Source organism: Syntrophotalea sp. (assembly GCF_050253115.1).
Lineage (GTDB): Bacteria > Desulfobacterota > Desulfuromonadia > Desulfuromonadales > Syntrophotaleaceae > Syntrophotalea > Syntrophotalea acetylenica.
This window is the reverse complement of record NZ_JBFWJQ010000012.1, coordinates 1-20,437: the sequence shown is the minus strand read 5'-3', so window position 1 is coordinate 20,437 and position 20,437 is coordinate 1. Positions and strand designations below refer to the sequence as shown.

16 protein-coding genes are annotated in these 20,437 nt (G+C 57.5%); 11 read left to right on the top strand and 5 right to left on the bottom strand.

Annotation, left to right across the window (positions count from 1 at the left end; genetic code table 11):
• Window positions 1-6: 6 nt before the first annotated feature.
• Window positions 7-1,290 carry a glutamate-1-semialdehyde 2,1-aminomutase gene (gene hemL, locus AB7E65_RS02625; RefSeq protein WP_072286475.1) on the bottom strand — a complete coding sequence of 428 codons (1,284 nt, stop codon included), beginning with the start codon at window positions 1,288-1,290 and terminating at the stop codon, window positions 7-9.
• A gap of 195 nt (window positions 1,291-1,485) precedes the next feature.
• Here hemL and rsxA point away from each other — a divergent pair, with 195 nt between their 5' ends.
• From rsxA to AB7E65_RS02595, 6 genes are read left to right on the top strand one after another with little or no spacing between them, the layout of a single operon-like run.
• Entirely contained in the window at window positions 1,486-2,067 is a 582-nt protein-coding gene (rsxA, locus tag AB7E65_RS02620; protein ID WP_072286474.1) for an electron transport complex subunit RsxA, read from the top strand.
• Between the two features lie 13 nt (window positions 2,068-2,080).
• The gene (locus AB7E65_RS02615; protein ID WP_320361029.1) at window positions 2,081-2,911 is read left to right on the top strand and encodes an RnfABCDGE type electron transport complex subunit B; all 831 of its coding nucleotides are present in this window, start codon (window positions 2,081-2,083) and stop codon (window positions 2,909-2,911) included.
• Window positions 2,911-4,221: an electron transport complex subunit RsxC gene (gene rsxC, locus AB7E65_RS02610; protein ID WP_428745211.1), complete on the top strand. Its 1,311-nt coding sequence runs from the start codon at window positions 2,911-2,913 to the stop codon at window positions 4,219-4,221. Before AB7E65_RS02615 ends, rsxC begins: the two co-directional genes overlap by 1 nt.
• Window positions 4,222-4,225: 4 nt before the next feature.
• Window positions 4,226-5,230 carry an RnfABCDGE type electron transport complex subunit D gene (locus AB7E65_RS02605; protein ID WP_072286471.1) on the top strand — a complete coding sequence of 335 codons (1,005 nt, stop codon included), beginning with the start codon at window positions 4,226-4,228 and terminating at the stop codon, window positions 5,228-5,230.
• On the top strand, window positions 5,227-5,817 hold the full coding sequence (locus tag AB7E65_RS02600) for an RnfABCDGE type electron transport complex subunit G (RefSeq protein ID WP_072502117.1): 591 nt from the start codon (window positions 5,227-5,229) through the stop codon (window positions 5,815-5,817). The genes AB7E65_RS02605 and AB7E65_RS02600 overlap by 4 nt, the downstream gene beginning before the upstream one ends.
• A complete protein-coding gene (locus AB7E65_RS02595; protein WP_320361030.1) occupies window positions 5,814-6,428 on the top strand; it encodes an electron transport complex subunit E in 615 nt (204 codons plus the stop codon). The genes AB7E65_RS02600 and AB7E65_RS02595 overlap by 4 nt, the downstream gene beginning before the upstream one ends.
• Before the next feature lie 45 nt (window positions 6,429-6,473).
• On the opposite strand, the gene AB7E65_RS02590 is transcribed toward AB7E65_RS02595, so the two are convergent.
• From AB7E65_RS02590 to AB7E65_RS02575, 4 genes are all read right to left on the bottom strand, one after another.
• A complete protein-coding gene (locus AB7E65_RS02590) occupies window positions 6,474-8,018 on the bottom strand; it encodes a sigma-54-dependent transcriptional regulator (RefSeq protein WP_072286468.1) in 1,545 nt (514 codons plus the stop codon).
• Window positions 8,019-8,037: 19 nt separating this feature from the next.
• Window positions 8,038-9,708 carry a GAF domain-containing sensor histidine kinase gene (locus AB7E65_RS02585; RefSeq protein ID WP_072286467.1) on the bottom strand — a complete coding sequence of 557 codons (1,671 nt, stop codon included), beginning with the start codon at window positions 9,706-9,708 and terminating at the stop codon, window positions 8,038-8,040.
• A gap of 106 nt (window positions 9,709-9,814) precedes the next feature.
• The gene (locus tag AB7E65_RS02580; RefSeq protein ID WP_072286466.1) at window positions 9,815-10,966 is read right to left on the bottom strand and encodes an iron-containing alcohol dehydrogenase; all 1,152 of its coding nucleotides are present in this window, start codon (window positions 10,964-10,966) and stop codon (window positions 9,815-9,817) included.
• Between the two features lie 327 nt (window positions 10,967-11,293).
• Window positions 11,294-12,511 carry a molybdopterin molybdotransferase MoeA gene (locus tag AB7E65_RS02575; RefSeq protein WP_428745210.1) on the bottom strand — a complete coding sequence of 406 codons (1,218 nt, stop codon included), beginning with the start codon at window positions 12,509-12,511 and terminating at the stop codon, window positions 11,294-11,296.
• A gap of 1,175 nt (window positions 12,512-13,686) precedes the next feature.
• On the opposite strand from AB7E65_RS02575, the gene mdh (AB7E65_RS02570) reads away from it, so the two are divergent.
• From mdh (AB7E65_RS02570) to mdh (AB7E65_RS02550), 5 genes are all read left to right on the top strand, one after another.
• Window positions 13,687-14,859, top strand: a complete 1,173-nt coding sequence (mdh, locus tag AB7E65_RS02570; RefSeq protein WP_072286463.1) for an iron-dependent methanol dehydrogenase — start codon at window positions 13,687-13,689, stop codon at window positions 14,857-14,859.
• A 285-nt stretch (window positions 14,860-15,144) separates the two neighbouring features.
• Entirely contained in the window at window positions 15,145-16,875 is a 1,731-nt protein-coding gene (locus tag AB7E65_RS02565; protein ID WP_320361032.1) for an aldehyde ferredoxin oxidoreductase family protein, read from the top strand.
• A 238-nt stretch (window positions 16,876-17,113) separates the two neighbouring features.
• Window positions 17,114-17,338, top strand: coding sequence for a MoaD/ThiS family protein (locus AB7E65_RS02560; RefSeq protein ID WP_072286461.1), 225 nt, complete (start codon window positions 17,114-17,116; stop codon window positions 17,336-17,338).
• Between the two features lies 1 nt (window position 17,339).
• Window positions 17,340-18,158: a HesA/MoeB/ThiF family protein gene (locus AB7E65_RS02555; protein WP_072286460.1), complete on the top strand. Its 819-nt coding sequence runs from the start codon at window positions 17,340-17,342 to the stop codon at window positions 18,156-18,158.
• Window positions 18,159-19,036: 878 nt separating this feature from the next.
• Window positions 19,037-20,209: an iron-dependent methanol dehydrogenase gene (gene mdh / locus AB7E65_RS02550; protein ID WP_072286459.1), complete on the top strand. Its 1,173-nt coding sequence runs from the start codon at window positions 19,037-19,039 to the stop codon at window positions 20,207-20,209.
• Window positions 20,210-20,437 lie beyond the last annotated feature (228 nt).

The window sequence follows — 20,437 nt, the reverse complement described above, 5'->3', positions numbered from 1 at the left end:
GAGGAATCAGGCCCCTTGCAGCGATCGATGTGCGGCTTCGATGGTGCGATCGATGTCTTCGGGGGTATGCGCCAGGCTCACGAACCCTGCTTCGAACTGGGATGGCGCCAGGTTCACGCCGTTATCCAGCATGTTTCCGAAAAAGGTTGCAAAAACCCTGGTGTCGCTGGCTCTGGCATCGGCAAAGGAGCGCACCGGGCCGGCCTGGAAATAACAGCAGAACATGCTGCCGACCCGCTGCAGGCAGGCCGGTACACCGGCCGCTGTCGCTGCCTGCCGCAGTCCTTCGGCCAGGCAGGCGCTGCGTTCTTCCAGTTGCTCGTAAACACCTTCTTCACGCAGCAGTGCCAGGGCGGCGAGGCCGGCGCTCATGGCCAGGGGGTTTCCCGACAGGGTGCCAGCCTGGTAAACACCGCCTTCCGGTGCCAGTTGCCGCATGATATCGCGGCGTCCTCCGAAAGCTCCCACCGGCATCCCTCCGCCGATGATCTTGCCCAGGCATACCAGATCACCCTTCACCCCGTAAAGTTGCTGAGCGCCGCCGTAGGCGACCCGAAACCCGGTCATCACTTCGTCGACAATCAGCAGCATGCCGTGCCGGTCGCACAAATCGCGCAGCCCGCTCAAAAAGCCCGGCTGCGGTGGAACGCAGCCCATGTTGCCGGCGATCGGTTCCAGAATAATGGCCGCCAGGTCGGCCTTGTGCTCCTCCACGAGGGCCTTGACCCGGTCGAGGTCGTTGAAAGGCGCGGTCAGGGTATGGCGGGCGAAATCCGCCGGCACCCCCGGCGAGGCCGGTATGCCGAAGGTAGCCACGCCGCTGCCGGCTTCCACCAGCAGGCTGTCGGCGTGGCCGTGATAACATCCCTCGAACTTCAGAATCTTGTTGCGGGCGGTAAAGCCGCGCGCCAGGCGGATGGCGCTCATGGCCGCTTCGGTGCCGGATGAAACCATGCGCACCTGTTCCATATTGGGGAACGCGGCGCAGACCTGTTCGGCCAGATCGATCTCCAGGGCGGTGGGGGCACCGTAGGAGGTGCCGCGTCCGGCCGCCTTGCGGATCGCCTCGACGATTTTGGGGTGGCTGTGTCCGGCTATCATCGGCCCCCAGGAGCCGACATAGTCGATATACCTGTTGCCGTCGGCATCGATCAGGGTGCTGCCTTCTGCCCTGTCGATGAACAAAGGATGGCGGCCGACGGCTTTGAAAGCACGAACCGGGCTGTTGACACCGCCGGGAATGACCCGGTTCGCCCGTTGGAAGAGTTCAAGGGATCGGGAGCAGGGCATGGCAAACCTTTTCTGTAGAAAAAAACGATAAACCACAGACGCATCTTCGCGTTTTGACTATCACGCGTTTAAAAGCCTGTCAAGGACGGATCTTTTGCAGCTGGCTTGCGAGCAGGAATTAGAAATTGCCTTGAATCCGGGGCTGCGGTAAGCTTTCCTGGCCCGGGCGGACCATCCGCCGGCTGGAGGAGCCTCATGAAAGACCTTCTTCTGATACTTTTCGGAGCGGTTTTCGTCAACAATTTCGTCCTGGCGCGTTTTTTGGGACTGTGTCCTTTTCTCGGCGTGTCCCGCAAGCTGGAAACCGCGCTTGGCATGGGCATGGCTGTTACCTTCGTGATGGTGGCGGCGAGCGCGTGCACCTGGTTGCTGCACTACCTGGTGCTGGCGCCATGCGACCTGGGTTATCTGCAGACCATCGCCTTTGTCCTGGTTATCGCCACCCTGGTGCAGATGGTGGAAATGATCGTGCGCAAGTCGTCGCCGGTCCTGTATCAGGCGCTCGGTATCTTTTTACCGCTGATTACCACCAATTGCGCGGTTCTGGGCCTGGCGGTTCTCAACATTCAGGAAAATTACAGTTTCGTGCAGAGCCTGGTGTTCGCCTTTGGCGCGGCCGCCGGTTTTACGCTTGCCCTGGCGCTGTATGCCGGGCTTCGGGAACGTCTGGTTTTGTGCCCGGTCCCGGCGGCGTTTCGCGGTACGCCCATCGAGCTGATCACGGCCGGCCTGCTGGCGCTGGCATTCATGGGATTTGCAGGGATGGTGCAGGCTTGAAAGCGGTGCGGATATGATTGCCGCGACGGTCGTTCTCGGAGGTCTTGGCTGCCTTGCCGCCTTGCTGCTGGCCACCGCCTCCCGGCGTTTTTCGGTGCGAACCGATCCCCGCCATACGGCCTTGCTGGAAGTGCTGGCCGGCTCCAATTGCGGGGCCTGTGGTTATCCCGGGTGCGATGCCTATGCCCGTGCCTTGCTTGCGGGCACAGCGGCTCCCGATCTGTGCCGGCCGGGTGGAACGGAAACGCTGGTACGCATCGGCGCGATTCTGAATATTGCGACGACTCCCCGCCAGTCGCAGGTGGCCGTGGTTCGCTGTCAGGGAGGGCGGCAGCAGGCGCGGCCCAAGTACGATTATCGGGGATTGCACGATTGCCGCGCCGCGCAGAAGCTTGCCCAGGGGCCAAAGTTATGCCCTGCCGGCTGCCTGGGGCTGGGCAGTTGCGTGGAAATTTGTCCTTTTGATGCCCTGTTCATCGATGATCGTGGCCTGGCTGCGGTAGACCGCGGCCGCTGTACCGGATGCGGTCTTTGTGTGTCTGTCTGCCCGCGGCAAGTGCTGACTCTCGCTCCGGCCGAGGCCACGGTGCACGTCCTGTGCAACAGCCATGACCCCGGTGGCAAGGTCAAAACGTATTGCGAGGCGGGGTGTATCGGCTGCCGACTATGTCTCAAAACGGCGCCCGGCTGTTTCATGATGGAGGATTTCCTGGCGGTGGTCCGTTACGGAAAGGAAGACGCCGTCACGCTGGCCGCGGCTGCGCGGCGTTGTCCCACTCATTGTATTCGGGAGATTGCCGGCACGCCCGCCGCTGGCAATGTTTCGCCGGAGCAGGTGCTCTGATGGCGCGGGGTTTTCCAGGCGGTATCCATCCGCTATCGCATAAATCGGCGACCGCCGATATCCCCAGTGAAACCTGTCCGTTGCCCGATGAACTGGTGATTCCGCTGGCGCAGCATGTTGGCTCTCCCGCCAGTGTCTGCGTCCTTGCCGGTCAGAGGGTGACGCGGGGGCAAACGATCGGCCGTGCCAACGGTTTTGTTTCGGTACCGGTACATGCCCCCACCTCGGGGCTTGTCACAGCGGTGGAACCGCGCCCCCATCCTTGCGGGGCACAACTGCTCGCGGTGGTTTTGCAACCGGATGGCGACGATGCCTGGGGCGAGGAATATCTTGGTCAGGGGTTTCATGTTCTGACCGTGGAGGCGATGCTCGAGCGTATCCGGGAGGCCGGTGTGGTCGGCATGGGCGGAGCAGCGTTTCCCACCCATGTCAAGCTGGATCCCCCCGAAGGCAAACCGATCGACACGGTGATCGTCAATGCCGCGGAGTGCGAGCCCTGGCTGACGGCCGATCGCCGCACGCTGCTGGAACAGCTGGAAAAAGTCCTGACCGGGGTGGAGGTGTTGCAGAAAATTCTGAACGCCAGGCATCTCTGGATCGGATTGGAGGACAACCAGCCGGATACGGCCCAACGGCTGGCTTCCCGCTGTCGCCAGCGTGGCATCAAGCTGGCTGTGCTGCCTGCCCGCTATCCGCAGGGCGCGGAACGGCAGCTGATTTATGCCATCACCGGGCGACGCGTGCCGGCGCGGGGGCTGCCCATGGATGTGGGGGTTCTGGTGCAGAACGTCGGTACCGTGGCCGCTCTGACCGATGCGGTTACCAGGGGGCGGCCTCTTATCGAACGCATGGTGACGGTTGCTGGCGGTTGCGTCGAGAAACCGCGGAACCTGCGGACGCTCATCGGCACGCCTGTCGCGCATCTGCTGGCGTATTGCGGGCTGCGGGATGCGCCGGCCAAGGTTATCATGGGTGGCCCGATGATGGGTGCCGCCCAGCACAGCCTTGCCGTGCCGGTGCTGCGCGGTACCAGCGGCGTGCTGGCGTTTCGCCGGGAGGACCTGGTGGACGGGCAGCCCGGTCCCTGTGTACGCTGTGGTCGCTGTGTCGCGGTCTGCCCCATGCATCTGCTGCCGACCTATATCGCCGATTACGCTCGCCGGGACGAACTGGCGCTGGCGGAACGCTTTGCGGCACGCAACTGCATCGAATGCGGCAGCTGTTCTTACGCCTGTCCGGCCCGCATCCCCCTGGTGCAGTCGATCCGGTATGCCAAAGGAGCGATTCTGGCCCGGCGCAGGAGAAGCTGATCCCATGGATAACCGGGAACATTTGCTGATCGTTTCACCTTCTCCGCACCAGCATTGCGGCCTGACCACCGAGGGCATGATGGCATCGGTTCTTCTGGCCTTGCTGCCGGCGTGCGGCGTTGCCGTCTACCTGTTCGGCCTGCCGGCATTGCGGACCTTGTCCATCTGCGTGGTCACGGCGGTGATCGTGGAGGTTCTGTGGCAAAAGGCCTCCGGAAAACAGCCTTCGTTCCGGGATGGCAGTGCCGCCCTGACCGGGTTGCTGGTGGCTTTTAATCTGCCGCCGTCAAGTCCCTGGTGGCTGGCACTGCTGGGTTCACTGGTTGCCATTGCGGTCGGCAAGCAGGTGTTTGGCGGCCTGGGGCACAATCTTTTCAATCCTGCGCTGGTTGCCCGCGTGGTTCTGCTTGTTTCCTTCCCCTCGTTGATGACCCGCTGGTCGGCGCCACAGCCCGGAAGGTTGCTGGCCGATGCCGTTACTGCGGCAACCCCTCTGGGCGAAATGAAAAGCGCCCTATGGCTCAGCGGCCGTTTGCCGCCGGGAGCGGGGGGTTCGCTGACCGACTATCTGCTTGGCAACATGGCCGGATCCCTGGGGGAGGTTTCGTTTGTGGCGCTTTTGGCCGGTGCTCTGTATCTGCTCTGGCGCCGCGTGATCAGCTGGCATATTCCGGTCAGTTACCTTGCCACGGTAACCATCCTGTCCGGCCTTTTCTGGCTGGCCGATCCGACCCGTTTTGCGCATCCAGGCGTGCATCTTTTGACCGGAGGATTGATGCTGGGGGCGTGTTTCATGGCGACCGATCTGGTGACGTCGCCTTTAACCGGGCGCGGCATGCTTCTGTACGGGTGTGGCTGCGGGCTCCTCACCCTGTCGATACGCCTGTTCGGAAGCTATCCCGAAGGCGTGGCTTTCTCGATTCTTTTCATGAACGCCACAACACCTCTTATAGACCGCTACCTGGTGCCGCGTCCTTTCGGCTCCCCCAGAACATGGGGGACGCCATGAAGGAGAGTTTGCGCTACGTGGTGGTTCTGACGCTGATTACTTCCCTGTCCGGCCTGTTGCTGGGAGTGACCGAACGCTGTACCCGCGAACCGATCGAAAAACAGCAGGCCGGTCAGCAGCTGGCCGCCCTGCGAGCGGTGCTGCCGCCGGTGGATAACGCTCCGGATGAGGATTCGGTGACGCTTGCCGATGGATCGGCGCGGCGCACCGTCTATTATCGCGGGCGCCGCCAGGGGCGTATTGTCGGAGTTGCGTTCAGAGTGACATCGGATAAGGGATATGCCGGGCCCATCGCCATCATGATTGGCGTTGCGCCGGACGGAACCCTCACCGGGCTGGAAATTCTGCAGCAGAACGAGACGCCGGGATTGGGAAACCGCATTGTTGCGTCGGAATTTCGGGATCTTTTTGTCGGCAAGGGATTGAACGGTTATCGCTGGCGGGTACGCAAGGATGGTGGCGATTTCGATCAGATCAGCGGCGCCACAATTTCCTCGCGGGCCGTGGTGGAAGGGGTTGCCGAGGGGCTGGAGCGGTTTCGTCGCCATGCCGGAGTCATTCTCGCGGATAGCGGAGAGCGGCCATGAGCCATGCGGATGTTTTCGTCAGGGGGATTTGGAGCAACAACGCGGTTTTCAAACTGGTGCTCGGCATGTGCCCGACCCTTGCAGTTACCACCACCGCCGGCAATGGTCTGGGGATGGGCCTGGCCACCACGTTTGTGCTGTTGTGTTCCAATGCAGCGGTATCGGCGCTGCGCCACCTTATTCCCTCCAAAATCCGCATACCCTGTTTTATCGTCGTCATCGCAACGTTTGTCTCCATTGTACAGTTGCTCATGGAGGCTTATGTGTTCGCGCTGTATCAGGCCTTGGGCATTTTCATTCCGCTGATCGTGGTCAATTGCCTGATCCTCGGTCGCGCGGAGGCCTTTGCCTGTCGCCGCCGGGTGTGGGAAGCCGCGGCCGATGGTGCCGGCATGGGGCTGGGATTCACCCTGGCCCTGGTCTTGCTCGGAGCGGCGAGGGAGCTGTTGGGCAGCGGCAGCCTGTTTGGTTTGGGCGTTCCGGGCCTGCAGCAGGCGCTGCCACCGGTGTTGTTGCTGGTGCTCCCGCCCGGTGCTTTTCTGGCACTGGGGTTCCTGCTTGCGGCGATCAATGGTTGCAGAAACCGCAGGATGCCTCCAGGTAAACCTTGAAGGGACAGGCTGCAGCGCCGGCCTTGCCGCGGACGATTATGGATCTTACTGATTTTGCAACCCGTATTTCTTGATCTTGCGATGCAGGGTGTTGCGGGCGATACCAAGGGAGCGGGCAGCTTCGGTGATGTTCCAGCGGTGCTGCAACAGGGTGCGTTTGATGGAGGCAGCCTCCGAGTCCCGCAATGCCTCGCTACCAGATGAGGAAAGCCCTTTCTGACGCATGACGGCATACAGGTTGGCTTCGAGCCCCCGCAGGGAATTCAGCAACTGGGTCAATTCGCCGTCTGAAAGCTGGGACAATGCCTCCGGAGTGCCGTAATGTTCCCAGAATCTTTCCATCGGCGGTTGGGCTTGGTGCGACGAGACTTCGCAGGCGGGTGCGGCGGTCATGGCCTGTTGCCCGTTTTGCGCGGCCGAACGCGGTTTGCTGGCGGTCAGCTTGCCGGAAAAATGTTCGGGAAGAATGACCTTGCCGTCGCACAACGCTACCGCCTGGCGCAGCGTGTTGGAAAGTTCGCGGATATTGCCCGGCCAGTCGTACTGGCACAGCAAATCGAGGATTTCCTCCGAGAGGGTGAGGGTCGGGTTGAACTGCTTGACGAAATATCTGGCCAGCATTGGAATGTCCTGCGCCCGGGAACGCAATGGCGGGATGACCAGCTTGACCACGTTGAGACGGTAAAAAAGGTCTTCGCGAAACTCCCGCCGCAGCATGGCCTCTTCCAGGTCGACGTTGGACGCTGAAATCACCCGAACGTCGCAATGGATCTGCTTTTCCCCGCCCAGGCGCATGAATTCCCCTGTTTCCAGCACGCGCAGCAACTTGACCTGAATGGCCAGGCTGGCCTCGCCGATTTCATCGAGAAACAGGGTTCCCTTGTTGGCCATCTCAAAAATGCCACGGCGCATGTTGCCGGCGCCGGTGAAGGACCCGCGTTCGTGGCCGAAAAGTTCGCTTTCCAGCAGGTTGTCCGACAGGGCCCCGCAGTTGATGGGGATAAACATCTGATCGGAGCGGGCCGAAGCCGTATGAATGAATCGTGCCAGCACTTCCTTGCCGGTGCCGGTTTCACCCTGAATCAGGACGCTGATGTCTTTCGGCGCAATTTTGTAGGCCAGGGAGACGAGATGCCGCATGTCGGGGCAGTTGCCGACCAGGAATCCGGTCGATTTGGCCAGCTCACTCCATTCCTCCTCTTCTTCCCTGGGGCCCTGGCAGCTGACCGCGGTGGCTTTTTCGATCAGCCTTTCGATAAGCTTGATGTCTTCAAAGGGTTTTTCCAGATATTCGTAAGCGCCCAGTTGCATGGCCTGCACTGCGGTTTTGATGGTGCTGAAGCCGGTCATGATAATGACCTCGCAGGCAGGCTGCCGCGCCTTGATATGTTTCAACAGGGTCAGGCCGTCGGTGTCTGGCAGCTTCAGGTCTACCATGGCCACGTTGTAGGTGCCGCAGTCCAGAGCCCGCAGCGCTTCCTCTTCATTGACCGCGGTAACGGTCCGATATCCTTTTCTTTGCAGCAGACGCCGGAAAAATGTACAGACAGATTCCTCGTCATCGATGATCAGGACACTTACCTTTGACAAGATTACACCACCTTTGGATTTAGATATTCAAATCGTAAGCCGGACCTTTTTTGACCGGCAGGCGCAGTGAAAAACAGCTGCCCTGGCCGCAGGTGCTTTCCACTTCCAGAGAGCCTCCGTGTGCTTCGGCAATGCCCAGGCTGACGGACAGCCCCAGCCCGGTTCCTTTGGATTCTTCCTTGCTGGTATAAAAGGGCGTGAACACCCGCTGCAGGTTTTTCGCCGGGATCCCTATGCCGTTGTCTTTTACAGAAATAATGATCCACTGTCCATTGCTATTGCATTCACAGCGTGATGTCACTTCGATGATCTTTTCACGGTCGACGCCAGCCAGGGCATCCCTGGCATTGATGAGAAGATTGGTCAGAACCTGCTGAATCTGACGCCCGTTAGCCTTGGTAAAGGGCAGATTGGGATCAAGGTTTTTGCAGACGCTGATCTGATTGCGATCGATCTGATAATAGATGAGGTGCAGGACGCGTTCGATTTCCTCGTTGATGTCCGTTTCCGCCATGGGCAGGTGGTCCTGGCGGGAAAAAGTCAGCAGATTCTGAATAATACGCTTGCAGCGCAGGCCGCAGTTGACGATGTCTTCCAGCGGTTCGCGGATTTCCCGGTGATTTTCAAACTCGCGATGAATCAGCTGCGCGGTACCGATGATCACGGTCATGGGACTGTTGAGTTCATGCGCGACGCCGGCAGCCATTTCGCCGATGGCGGCAAGTCGTGCCGAATGCATGAGCTTGGCCTCCATGTTGGTTTTTTGCGTGACATCCTTGATGATGTGGGTAATGGCGGTGAGGCGTCGGTTTTCATCCAGGACCGGATAATAGAAGAGGTCGAGGACCAGGCCGGAATCGGTTTCCAGCCGCTTGAAAACCGGTTTGGGATCCTTCTTGAGCGTTTCCATGGGGCATCCCTCGCAGGGGACGTCACGGCCGTAAAGACGCGCATAGCACTTCATTCCTCTGGCGCCCGCCTGATCCGAAACCATTTCAGGCATTTGCCGGCCGTTGTCGAGCAAAATATTGTAGTCCGGGTCCAGCAGCAGAATCGGGTCGGTGACGGCCTTGAAAGTGGCTTCCCAGCCCTGCTGCGCCCGGGATACCTCCTTGTAGAGGCGGGCATTCTGGATGCTGATGGTCAGGTGGTCCGCAAGGTGTTGCAGAAACCCGAGCTCTTCTTTGGCATAGGCATTTTTCTGGGTGCTCCCGACCAGCAGAAGCCCCTGAATGGCGGTGCGCATGAACAGAGGTGCGATGGCCATGCAGCGCAGATCCCTGGCCAGCTCCGGATAGACCCTGAAAAATGGATCGGCGGTCTGTGCCGGCTCGTACATGCGCACCTTGCCAGTGCGCATCGCATCCCAGACAAAGGAACCGGCAGGGATAACCGGCAGCCGTCGCGGCTTCAGGGGGATCACGGCGCGCATGCTGAGATCGTCTCCCCGCAGCAGCGCCAGGGCCAGGAAGTCGCAGGGCAAGGCGCGGTGCAATTGCCGGTAGGCCCTCTCGATCATATCTTCGGTGGACATCTCAAGGTTGATGTCCCTGGAAAGTTGATGGAGGATTTCAAGTCTGCTGTTCTGTTTGAGGATTTCCGCATTTCGCTTTTTGAGTTCGACGTAATAATTCAGCTTCGAGGAGTTGACCCCCGTCAGATTCTCAATAAGCGATTTTTTATCGAGCATGGTCCCGACCGTTGCAAAAGTGGATTGGCATGAAGTTGTGCATAAATCCGGCAGGTTACGGGAACGTGCGAAGGACGTTCTTCCCGCCTGCCGGGTAACCGGCGTCCTAAAAAGCCTTGAGAAACAACTGTTCGATATCCTCGGCGGTCGCGTTGCGGGGATTGGTCACCAGACAGGCATCGTTAAGGGCGTTCTGGCTCAGGGTTTTGATGCTTTCCTTTTTCAGGCCGACATCGGCCAGGCTTTTGTGCAGGCCGATGTCCCTTGTCAGCCTGCGCACCGCCTCGATGGCCTGTTCCGAGAGATCCTCGCATCGATCCTGATCCGTTGCGGAAGCCTCGATCTGTCGGGCTATTTGCGTAAACTTCTGGCGGCATTCGGGAAGATTGAACTGCATGACATGGGGCAGCAAAGTGGCATTGGTCTCGCCGTGATGGGTGTCCAAAAGGCCGTCGATCTGGTGCGTCATGGCATGCCCGGCGCCCAGGATTGCATTCGAAAAGGCTATGCCGGCATTGAGGCTGGCCATGGCCATGTTGTTGTTTGCCTCGGCGTCATGGCGGTCGAACACCGAGCGCTTGAGGTTGCCGAAGATCAGGCGGATGGCATTGAGGGCGTGAATGTCGGTCAACGGGGTCGCGGCCAGTGAAACATAGGATTCAATAGCATGGGACAGGGCATCGATGCCGGTGGCCGCGGCGAGCCTGGGGGGTTTGGTGTTGAGCAGATCCGGGTCGATGATGGCAATGTCGGGAATCAGTGACTTGGAAATGATCGACATCTTCAATCGGCGCTGGTGGTCAACGATGATGGCGAACTGGCTGACTTCCGAACCGGTACCCGCGGTGCTTGGCACAATCACCATGGGCGGCAGCGGATGGCGGATTCTGTTCACTCCTTCGTAATCCTGCAACTCGCCGCCATTGGTCGCCAGCATGGCGATAGCCTTGGCGGTATCCGCCGGGCTGCCGCCTCCCACGGCCACCAGCGCATCGCACCGGGACCGCAGGTAGTGGGTGACCCCTTCGGCGACTTCAAAGTCCTTGGGATTGGATGTGATGGAGGAAAAAATTTCGTATTCCAGCCCGGCGGTACGCAGATAGTGCAGCGCCTTGTCGACCCAGCCGGCTTCGATAAGCCCCTGGTCCGTGACGACGAAGACCTTGGACGCACCACTGCGCGCGGCACTATCTCCGATCTGGCTGAGTGCCCCCTGCCCGAAAATGATTTCCGGCGTGACGAATTTCCGAATGCTCACGGCATCTCCCTCAGGGTACGGGTTCATCACTGGTCCAGCCGACGGTGGAATGTTTCGGTGGTGCCGGGTTTATCACAAGGAGGCTCGAACCCGCCCCGATGCAAACAGAAACGGGGCATTCCATCGCAAACGTCAACCGAAACGGCCGTATGACGTTTACAGTATAGTGATTCGGCAGTTGGAGTCAAAACAAACTTTTTCAAAGCCGGAAGCCAAAGCATGCAATATCAAAGTAAAAACCGTTCATTCCATCCTCCGGGCGGGTCGCGTCGCCAGGCGGAGGCCGCCGGAAACGCGATATGAAAAACACGCCCGCGTTTAGGGACGTCAGAACGCTTCCATGGCGATATGGGGACTCAGCATGTGGACCTTGACGACATCGCCTACATTAAAGGAATCCTTGTGCTCCGGCAGCAGGGCCAGAGCATCGGCACGCACCATGGTTTTGAGTATCCCGGTATTCTGGTCGCCGGCGCAGCTGGCAAAGTATCTGCCATCGCGAACGGTAATTTTCACCCGCTGAAAGTTGAGCACGCCAAGCCGTTTTTTGCTCAGACCGGTGTCCAGAACCGCTTCAAATTCCTGCTTGATGACCCGCGCATGCCCCATCATTTTCAGCAGCGCCGGCTTGACCAGCTCTTCAAAGGTGATCATGGTCGACACCGGGTTGCCAGGCAGGGAAAATACCGGCTTGTCATTTTTTAAGGCAAAGGTGGTCGGCCTTCCGGGCTTTATGTCGACTTTGCAGAACAGGGTTTTCGCCCCAAGTTCGTCCAGTACGGCGCGCACGAAGTCCCGGTCGCCTGTCGAGACCCCCGCGGACGTGATCAGCGCGTCGGCCTTGAGCCCTTCGCTGATTTTTTCCATGTGGCTGACACGGTTGTCCGCCGCGATGCCGAGCATCATCGGTTCGGCGCCGATTTCCTTGAGGGCTGCTGCCAGCGCCAGGGAATTGCTGTTGATGATCCGGTCCTCGGCGAGCGTATCGCCAATTTCCACCAGTTCGTCCCCCGTGGACAAAACAGCGACGCGGGGTTTGCGATACACGGATACGAAGGCTTTTCCGTAGGAAGCCAGCATGCCGATTTCAGCAGGGCGCAGCAGTGTTCCGCGCGGAACGATACATTCTCCCATCTTGACATCTTCGCCACGGGGTCGGACGTGGGCGCCAGGTTTCACCTTTTCATGAACCAGGATATCCGTCCCATCCAGGGTGGTTTCCTCGACGGGAATGATAGCATCGACTCCCTGGGGCAACGGCGCGCCGGTCATGATTTTGATGGCGGTGCCGGCTGTGACGATTTTTTCCGAAGCGCCTCCTGCGGCGACAAAGTCGATGACCTGAAGGCGGCCGGCTTGCTGGCAGTCCTGACTGCGCACGGCATATCCGTCCATGGCTGAATTGGTCCATCGCGGCATATCCCAGGTCGCGGTGAGGTCTTCGGACAGAACGCGGCCGACAGCATCGGTGATCAAGACCCTCTCCCGGCCAAGGAGGGGAACGCTGTCAAGAATAAGTTTTCTGGCTTCATAAAAGCTCGGCATGATGAATTGGTCTCCTTCGAGCGTGATATTTGTCGTCCGTCCGGCATGGCTGCGTGAACTGGAATTGCCCGCGAGACGGCATCGGGCACCCACCCGCACAAATTGCCGCCCATGGTTTGTCGCCATCGAAGACGGCAGGCATGGGCGGGATGTATTATGTACAAACAAGAATATGACGAATAAAACGACGTCTTTGCGAAAAAAGCGCCCACGGCGATGCGGTTCAAGAAAACTCTGCTAAACCGGCAGTCGTCGTGCTTGAGAGAGCCGCGGAAGCTGGAGTTCTTTGAAAACAGAAGATTCGGTGGACAATCGTTTCGGTCAGCAGGGCGCGGTGGGACAGGTTTCGCCTGTCACCGAAACGCCACAGATCTCCCGTGCGAGGCGCAGGGATTTTCTACGCGGAAAACCTTGCCCGGGCGCCATCGGCCCCGTCGGTAATGCAGCCTGAATAACAGTGTTCGAGTTCGACACTTTTTCCGGGGCGGACAGCGCTGCGATAACAGTCATGTCCGTCCGCGAAAAGCAGGCCGTCCTTCACCAGGCCCCTGAACGGCCTCCCAAGTTAGAATAATGTCGGGAATTTTTCAACCACAAACAAAAGCGGCAACAGTTTGCCCGGGTTAGCGGAGAGGGCGGCGATGCGGTACGATTTCTCCCTGGTGTTCCAAAACGATACGGAACGCAACGCGATTGATATAATGGATAACTTATGGAACATGGGCGATTCACGCTGGCTTCACCGTATTCCGGCTTGGTTTCAGGCTGGTTTCAGTAAAAAGCGAACCGTGTTTTGTTTTTCTTGAAGAGAGTTTTGCCCAAGGCGACAGGGGTTGCCCAGTTCACCCAGTGGCGAGGCGATTAAAAGTTCCACCGTTTTGTTTATGCAGGAAACATCGCAAGAGTTGCTGGCACCCTAATTGCTATTGTCAATAAACCGCGACCCGGAAATTCAAAAACGGTGTTTTGACAAAAAGTAAACAAATGCTTTATTTGAGTCGAGTAATCGCTACATCGTGCGGAAGGAGGTGACTCACCAGAGACGCGGTATTGTGATTTGAGCTGTCTTTGAATTTGTGTCGGCATTACGTAGTAAGATTTTCAAGCGGATGTTCCACTTAGTGTGTGAGAGCTTGGTGCTTTCACAAAAACTCATCTTATGAGGAGGATTCATCATGCCCGTTGTAAATCTCGCAGAAACTACTTTCGGCTTCTTCATTCCTAGCGTTACCCTGATGGGCCCTGGTTGTGCCAAGGAAGTCGGCCCCAAGGCGAAAGAGCTGGGCGCTAAAAAAGCGTTGATCATCACCGACGCCGGTCTCCATAAAATGGGCGTGTCCGAAAAAATCGCCGGTTATCTGAAAGAAGCTGGCGTCGATGTAGCTATTTTCCCTGGTGCCGAACCCAACCCGACCGACCAAAACGTCGCCGCTGGCTTGAAGGCATTCAAGGACAACGGTTGTGATTTCCTCGTTTCTCTGGGTGGCGGTTCTTCCCATGACTGCGCCAAAGGCGTCGGCCTGGTTGCCGCTGGCGGCGGCAACATCCGCGATTACGAGGGCGTAAACAAGAGCTCCGTGCCTCTGACTCCCCTGATCTCCATCAACACCACCGCGGGTACCGCTTCTGAAATGACCCGCTTCTGCATCATCACCAATACCGATACCCATGTCAAAATGGCTATCGTTGACTGGCGTGTAACCCCGATCGTGGCGATCGACGATCCCATCCTGATGCTGGGCAAGCCCCCCGCACTGACCGCCGCTACCGGTATGGACGCCCTGACCCACGCCGTGGAAGCCTATGTCTCCACCATCGCCACCCCGATCACCGACGCCGTTGCTGAAAAAGCCATCCGTCTGATCGCCCAGTGGCTGCGTCCCGCCGTTGCACTCGGCTCCAACATCGCTGCTCGCGACGCCATGTGCTATGCACAATACATGGCCGGCATGGCCTTCAACAACGCTTCTCTGGGTCACGTACATGCCATGGCTCACCAGCTGGGCGGCTTCTACAATCTGCCCCACGGCGTCTGCAACGCCATCCTGCTGCCGGCCGTCTGCGACTTCAACCTGATCGCCTGCCCGGATCGCTACGCTGACATCGCCCGTTTCATGGGCGTGCCGACCGAAGGCCTGAGCATTACCGAAGCAGCCGCTGCCGGTATCGAAGCCATCCGCGAACTGTCCGCTTCCATCGGCATCCCGTCCGGCTTGGCCGAACTGAATGTTAAAGAAGCAGACCTCAAGACCATGGCCGAAAACGCCATGAAAGACGCTTGCGGACTTACCAACCCCCGTAAAGCTACCCTGGATCAAATCATCGGCATCTACAAAGCTGCCATGTAATCATCCGGTTTTACCACTATCGCGCCCGCGTTTTCGCGGGCGCGATCTCAAAATTTTTTGTGTTCAATAGTGCGGAGCAATGGAAAAGTTTTCTGTTGCTCCTTTTTTGCGTTGAAACATCCTGCGGGATATAATCACAGTATATGTTCCACGGAGAAATCCTTCGGCGTGTCAGTTTTCGCCATTTGAAATGTGGTTGCCAGTGTCTGGCATGAGGGGGGGGCGTGTGTCGGAGAGACACCTTGCGTTCCCGCGAATCAAACCCACAAATGGAAGGAAGCCGAAATGAACAAGGTTATTCGTGTCGACATGTCGCAGTTGACGGTCAGTGTTGAGCCGGTCCCGACACGATGGGCGGGTCTTGGAGGCCGTGGCCTGACCTCGACCATCGTTGCCGAGGAAGTCCCTCCCGGGTGTCATCCTCTCGGGCCCAACAATAAACTGGTGTTTGCGCCGGGGCTGTTGTCCGGGACTCCGGCAGCCCAGTCCGGCCGGCTTTCGGCGGGCGCCAAAAGCCCCCTTACCGGTACCATCAAGGAAAGTAATGCCGGTGGAACAGCGGCACAGCAGTTGGCTCGCCTCGGGATCAAGGCCCTTATTGTCGAAGGCTTGCCAGCCGGGGACACATGGTATCGCCTGCATGTGACGCAGCAGGGCGTCTCCATTGAATCCGCCGCCGAACTGGCGGGCAAGCAGAATTTTGCCGTTATCGATAAGATGATCGATACTTACGGCCCCAAGATAGGGGTGATGTCCATCGGTGTGCCCGGGGAGTTGCGTATGTGTGCCGCCAATATTTCCGTGAAGGATCCCGATCAGAAAATCCGCAGCCATGGCCGCGGGGGGCTGGGCGCGGTGATGGGGGCCAAAAGGATCAAATGCATTACGATCGATGATGCCGGGGCCGGCAAGGTGCCCATCGCGAATCCCGACAAGTTCCGCGAGGCGGCCAAGATTTTCGCCAAGTCACTGCTCGATCATCCGGTCAGTGGCGAGGGGTTGCCCACTTACGGCACCAATATCCTCATCAATATTCTCAACGAAGCCGGTGGCTTGCCCACCAAAAATTTTCGCTACGGACAATGCGCTCACCACGAAAAGATCTGCGGTGAAACCATGCACGACACCATTGTTGCCCGGGGTGGCAAGCATAAGCATGGTTGTCATGCAGGCTGCATTATTCAATGCTCTCAGGTTTATGTGGACAAGGCGGGAGGGTACATCACCTCCGGGTTTGAATATGAAACGATCTGGGGACTTGGCGCCAATGCCATGATCGAGGATCTTGACGATATCGCGATCTGCGATCATCTTATGGACGATATCGGCATTGATTCCATCGAAGGAGCCGTGCTGCTGTCCGCTGCCATGGAGGCGGGCATCATTGCCTGGGGGGATGGCAAGGAGTGCCAGCGTGTGTTGCGGGAAGAGATAGGCAAGGGGACGCCCTTGGGGCGGATTCTTGGCAACGGAACCGCATCGGTGGGCAAGGCCTATGGTCTGGTGCGGGTACCCGTGGTAAAAAATCAGGGTATTCCGGCTTACGATCCGCGAGCCGTCAAAGGTATCGGCGTAACCTATGCCACCTCCACCATGGGGGCCGATCATACCGCGGGCTATACCATCGCCACCAACATCCTCAAGGTTGGCGGCTATGTCGATCCGCTGAAGAAGGACGGACAGGTCGATCTGTCCCGCAACCTGCAGATTGCAACCGCTGCCGTGGACAGTACCGGCATGTGCGTGTTCATTGCTTTCCCGGCTCTGGATATCCCCGAGTCTTTTACCGCGCTCATCGATCTCATCAATGCCGCCTATGATCTGAGCCTGACGGCTGATGACGTCACCGAGTTGGGAAAAAACATTCTCAAGCTGGAACACGACTTCAACATTGCCGCCGGGTTTGGTCCCGCCGATGACCGCCTGCCGGAATTTTTTTCCTATGAAGCGATTCCTCCGCACAACGCTGTCTGGGATTTTTCCGATGAGGAGCTCGACGCATTCTGGGATTTCTGATAATCCCGGATTTCTGACCAAAAGGGCATCCCGAGGGTGCCCTTTTTTCAGGTTACAAGACTTTCAAAAGCCATGAACAGAGTTTTCGGGCGGGTCACGGCGAACAGCCTAAGACGACGGTTTTGCTTGCATAATCCTTGATGGAAAGGTAGATTCTTCGCGTAGGTTTGGCGCGAAGGCCATGATCGGGCTTGATGGCATGCCGCCATTTGTTCCGGGAGACAGGGGGAAAATTACAATGAAGGTAACGGTAAAGCTGTTTGCGGGTTTTCGAGTAAACCGTTTCAAGGTTGCCGAACGGGACGTCCCTGAAGGTTGCACTGTAGCGGATGTGCTCGCCGAACTGGCGATCGAACTCCCTGAATTGGGCGTAGCACTGATCAACGGACGGCATGTTTTGCCGGAGCAGGTTTTGCAGGACGGGGAAACCGTTTCCCTGTTTCCCAAAGTTGGCGGAGGGTGACATGGCAGAACTGCTGAGCTGGCTGAAAGAAAGAGCCAAGGACGACCTGCTGCTTTGGGCAGATCAGCTGTCAGCCGCCAATCGGTTTAAAATAAGTGTCCGCGAGGTCGAGGGCGTCGCTCTTGAAAACGGCTTGTTGCCAGCTCGCTATCAGCGTAACCGCAATATGTTTTGCCTTGACGATCAGCTGAAGTTTTATAGAAGCAAGGTAACGGTTATCGGTTGCGGAGGGCTTGGCGGCTACATTATCGAAGAGCTTGCGCGCCTTGGGGTCGGCACCATCGTTGCGGTGGATCCCGATGTTTTCGAAGAACACAACATGAATCGCCAGCTGTTGGCCACTCCGGATTTTCTGGGAATCAAAAAGGTCGCGGCTGCGGCGCGTCGGGTCGACAGGGTCAACCCCGCCGTGGAGCTTCTTCCCGTGGGTCTGGCTTTTAGCCGGGACAATGGCAAGCAGATACTGGAAGGCAGCCAGGTTGCGGTCGATGCGCTCGATAGCATTGCGGTGCGTCTGGAGTTGGCGGAGGTCTGCCAGGACCTGGGCATTCCCCTGGTGCACGGTGCGATAGCGGGCTGGTACGGATATCTGATGACCCAGTTTCCCGGCGAGCGGACCTTGCAGAAATTCTTTTCCCATAATTCGCAGGAAGGGGGGCTGGAAAAGCAACTTGGAAACCCCTCCTTTACGCCCGCCGTTGTTGCCAGCCTTGAGGTAGCCGAAGCCTGCAAGATCTTGCTGAATCGGGGGACTCTTGCCCGCCGCCGCTGCCTGTCCATCGATCTCTACGATATGGAATTTGTCGAGATTGAATGCTGATGGCATCTCGAAAATTCCATTCCGTGGACCTGTCCCGTATTTCCAGGACCCCGCAATGCTTCGTGGCTGTATTATTTCCATAAAGGTGGCAGGGTAATTTGTTCCGAATCGAAGCCGGCCATGAGCCGGCTTTTTTTGCCCCTTTCCCATCTGAAAACTCCGGTTGAACATTAGTTGATTTCGAGACTATCGCTTTGGATGTACACGATTGGGGTGCGTCCTGTGCGGTCTCTCCTGCCGTAGTTTGGGGCTGCAATGCTCCATTGATTTTCCCCGCAAACGTTCATGGTTTCATGCTCTTCCCAGAGTTCCCTTGGCGGCGCATTTGTTTGAAACGATGTTTGTATGCCTTTTGAAGAAAATTGTTAAGTAATTATATGGGTTTTAGGTCCTTGATTGTTGATTTTTTTACAAATCGCCATTGAATAGGTGTTTTTCCGTTATTAAAAAAATTCCGCAACCTGTAGACCAGACAAAAAATCAACAAAATACTGTTTTAAAATTGAAGTATTTTGTTTCGATGAAATCGATCATAAGTGCTACTGAAAAAGTTTTCTGGTGATAATTTCTAAAAAATTCTTTCAAAACAACCAACTTTTTATTAGTTATAAAAGTATCGTATACCTTATAAATTCTTTTTGTATTTGAATTTGAAAAAACCGATAACTTATCAAGTTATAGTCGTTATTTTCTAGTTGACGCATTTTCGTATACGAAAAATATTTTTTAATACCCTTTGGGATATTTCGAACGTAACGTATACGGAAACAATAGTTTAAAAAAATGGTTTGATTTGTATTTTTCATTGTAGTAAGTAATTCGGGCAGTTTTGGTTGTGTGGGTTATTTCCATCAACGCTCAATCTAGGAGGATTAATCATGCCAATTGTCAACCTCGCAGAAACCACCTACGGCTTTTTCATCCCCAGCGTTACCCTGATGGGTCCTGGTTGCGCCAAAGAAGTTGGTCCCAAGGCCAAAGAACTCGGCGCTAAAAAAGCCCTTCTCGTTACCGACGCCGGTTTGATGAAAATGGGTGTTGCCGATACCATCGCCGGCTATGTTAAAGCCGCTGGTGTTGACGTCGTCATCTACCCCGGTGCCGAGCCCAACCCGACCGACAAGAACGTGCATGACGGCGTTAAGGTTTTCACCGACAACGGCTGTGACTTTATCGTCTCTCTGGGTGGCGGTTCTTCCCATGACTGCGCCAAAGGCATCGGCCTGGTTACCGCTGGCGGCGGCAACATCCGCGATTACGAGGGCGTGAACAAGAGCACCGTGCCCATGACTCCCCTCATCGCCATCAACACCACCGCGGGTACCGCTTCCGAAATGACCCGCTTCTGCATCATCACCAACTTGGATACCCATGTCAAAATGGCTATCGTTGACTGGCGTGTAACGCCGTTGATCGCTGTTGACGATCCCGTTCTGATGCTGGGCAAGCCCCCCGCACTGACCGCCGCCACCGGCATGGACGCTCTGACCCACGCTATCGAAGCTTATGTTTCCACCATCGCTACTCCGATCACCGACGCCTGCGCTGAAAAAGCCATCCGTCTGATCGCCCAGTGGCTGCGTCCCGCCGTTGCCATGGGCGCCAACATCGAAGCCCGCGACGCTATGTGCTACGCTCAGTACCTGGCCGGCATGGCGTTCAACAACGCCTCCCTCGGCTACGTACACGCCATGGCTCATCAGCTGGGCGGCTTCTACAACCTGCCCCACGGTGTCTGCAACGCTATCCTGCTGCCGTCCGTTTGCGATTTCAACCTGATCGCCTGCCCGGACCGCTTTGCTGACATCGCCGACTTCATGGGCGTCAACACCGAGGGCCTGAGCGTGATCGAAGCTGCCGCCGCCGGTATCGAAGCCATCCGCGAACTGTCCGCTTCCATCGGCATTCCTGCCGGTCTGACCGAGCTGAATGTTAAAGAAGCAGACCTCAAGACCATGGCTGAAAATGCTCAGAAGGACGCCTGCATGCTGACCAATCCCCGCAAAGCTACTCTGGATCAGGTCATCGCTATCTACAAGGCAGCCATGTAATCATCGCCCGTATCGACTTGCCGAATGGTCACTGCGTGACATCCGGACGGTCAACGAGCAAGGTACGATCAGGAGCGGCCGGGAGCAATCCCGGCCGCTCTTTTTAGTGCGATAGGAAACCCCCCGGCTCTGCCGGGGGACTTGTAAAGTTTGACAGTACCGGGAGTAAATGAAAGCCTCCCCTCTGTGAACCGCTCAAAGTTCTCAGGAAAGGAGGCTTTCGATGGG

Coding starts and splice junctions, on each gene's coding strand:
- hemL (WP_072286475.1), bottom strand. CDS start 1,290: ATGCCCTGCTCCCGATCCCTTGAACTCTTCCAACGGGCGAACCGGGTC.
- rsxA (WP_072286474.1), top strand. CDS start 1,486: ATGAAAGACCTTCTTCTGATACTTTTCGGAGCGGTTTTCGTCAACAAT.
- AB7E65_RS02615 (WP_320361029.1), top strand. CDS start 2,081: ATGATTGCCGCGACGGTCGTTCTCGGAGGTCTTGGCTGCCTTGCCGCC.
- rsxC (WP_428745211.1), top strand. CDS start 2,911: ATGGCGCGGGGTTTTCCAGGCGGTATCCATCCGCTATCGCATAAATCG.
- AB7E65_RS02605 (WP_072286471.1), top strand. CDS start 4,226: ATGGATAACCGGGAACATTTGCTGATCGTTTCACCTTCTCCGCACCAG.
- AB7E65_RS02600 (WP_072502117.1), top strand. CDS start 5,227: ATGAAGGAGAGTTTGCGCTACGTGGTGGTTCTGACGCTGATTACTTCC.
- AB7E65_RS02595 (WP_320361030.1), top strand. CDS start 5,814: ATGAGCCATGCGGATGTTTTCGTCAGGGGGATTTGGAGCAACAACGCG.
- AB7E65_RS02585 (WP_072286467.1), bottom strand. CDS start 9,708: ATGCTCGATAAAAAATCGCTTATTGAGAATCTGACGGGGGTCAACTCC.
- AB7E65_RS02575 (WP_428745210.1), bottom strand. CDS start 12,511: ATGCCGAGCTTTTATGAAGCCAGAAAACTTATTCTTGACAGCGTTCCC.
- mdh (WP_072286463.1), top strand. CDS start 13,687: ATGCCCGTTGTAAATCTCGCAGAAACTACTTTCGGCTTCTTCATTCCT.
- AB7E65_RS02565 (WP_320361032.1), top strand. CDS start 15,145: ATGAACAAGGTTATTCGTGTCGACATGTCGCAGTTGACGGTCAGTGTT.
- AB7E65_RS02560 (WP_072286461.1), top strand. CDS start 17,114: ATGAAGGTAACGGTAAAGCTGTTTGCGGGTTTTCGAGTAAACCGTTTC.
- AB7E65_RS02555 (WP_072286460.1), top strand. CDS start 17,340: ATGGCAGAACTGCTGAGCTGGCTGAAAGAAAGAGCCAAGGACGACCTG.
- mdh (WP_072286459.1), top strand. CDS start 19,037: ATGCCAATTGTCAACCTCGCAGAAACCACCTACGGCTTTTTCATCCCC.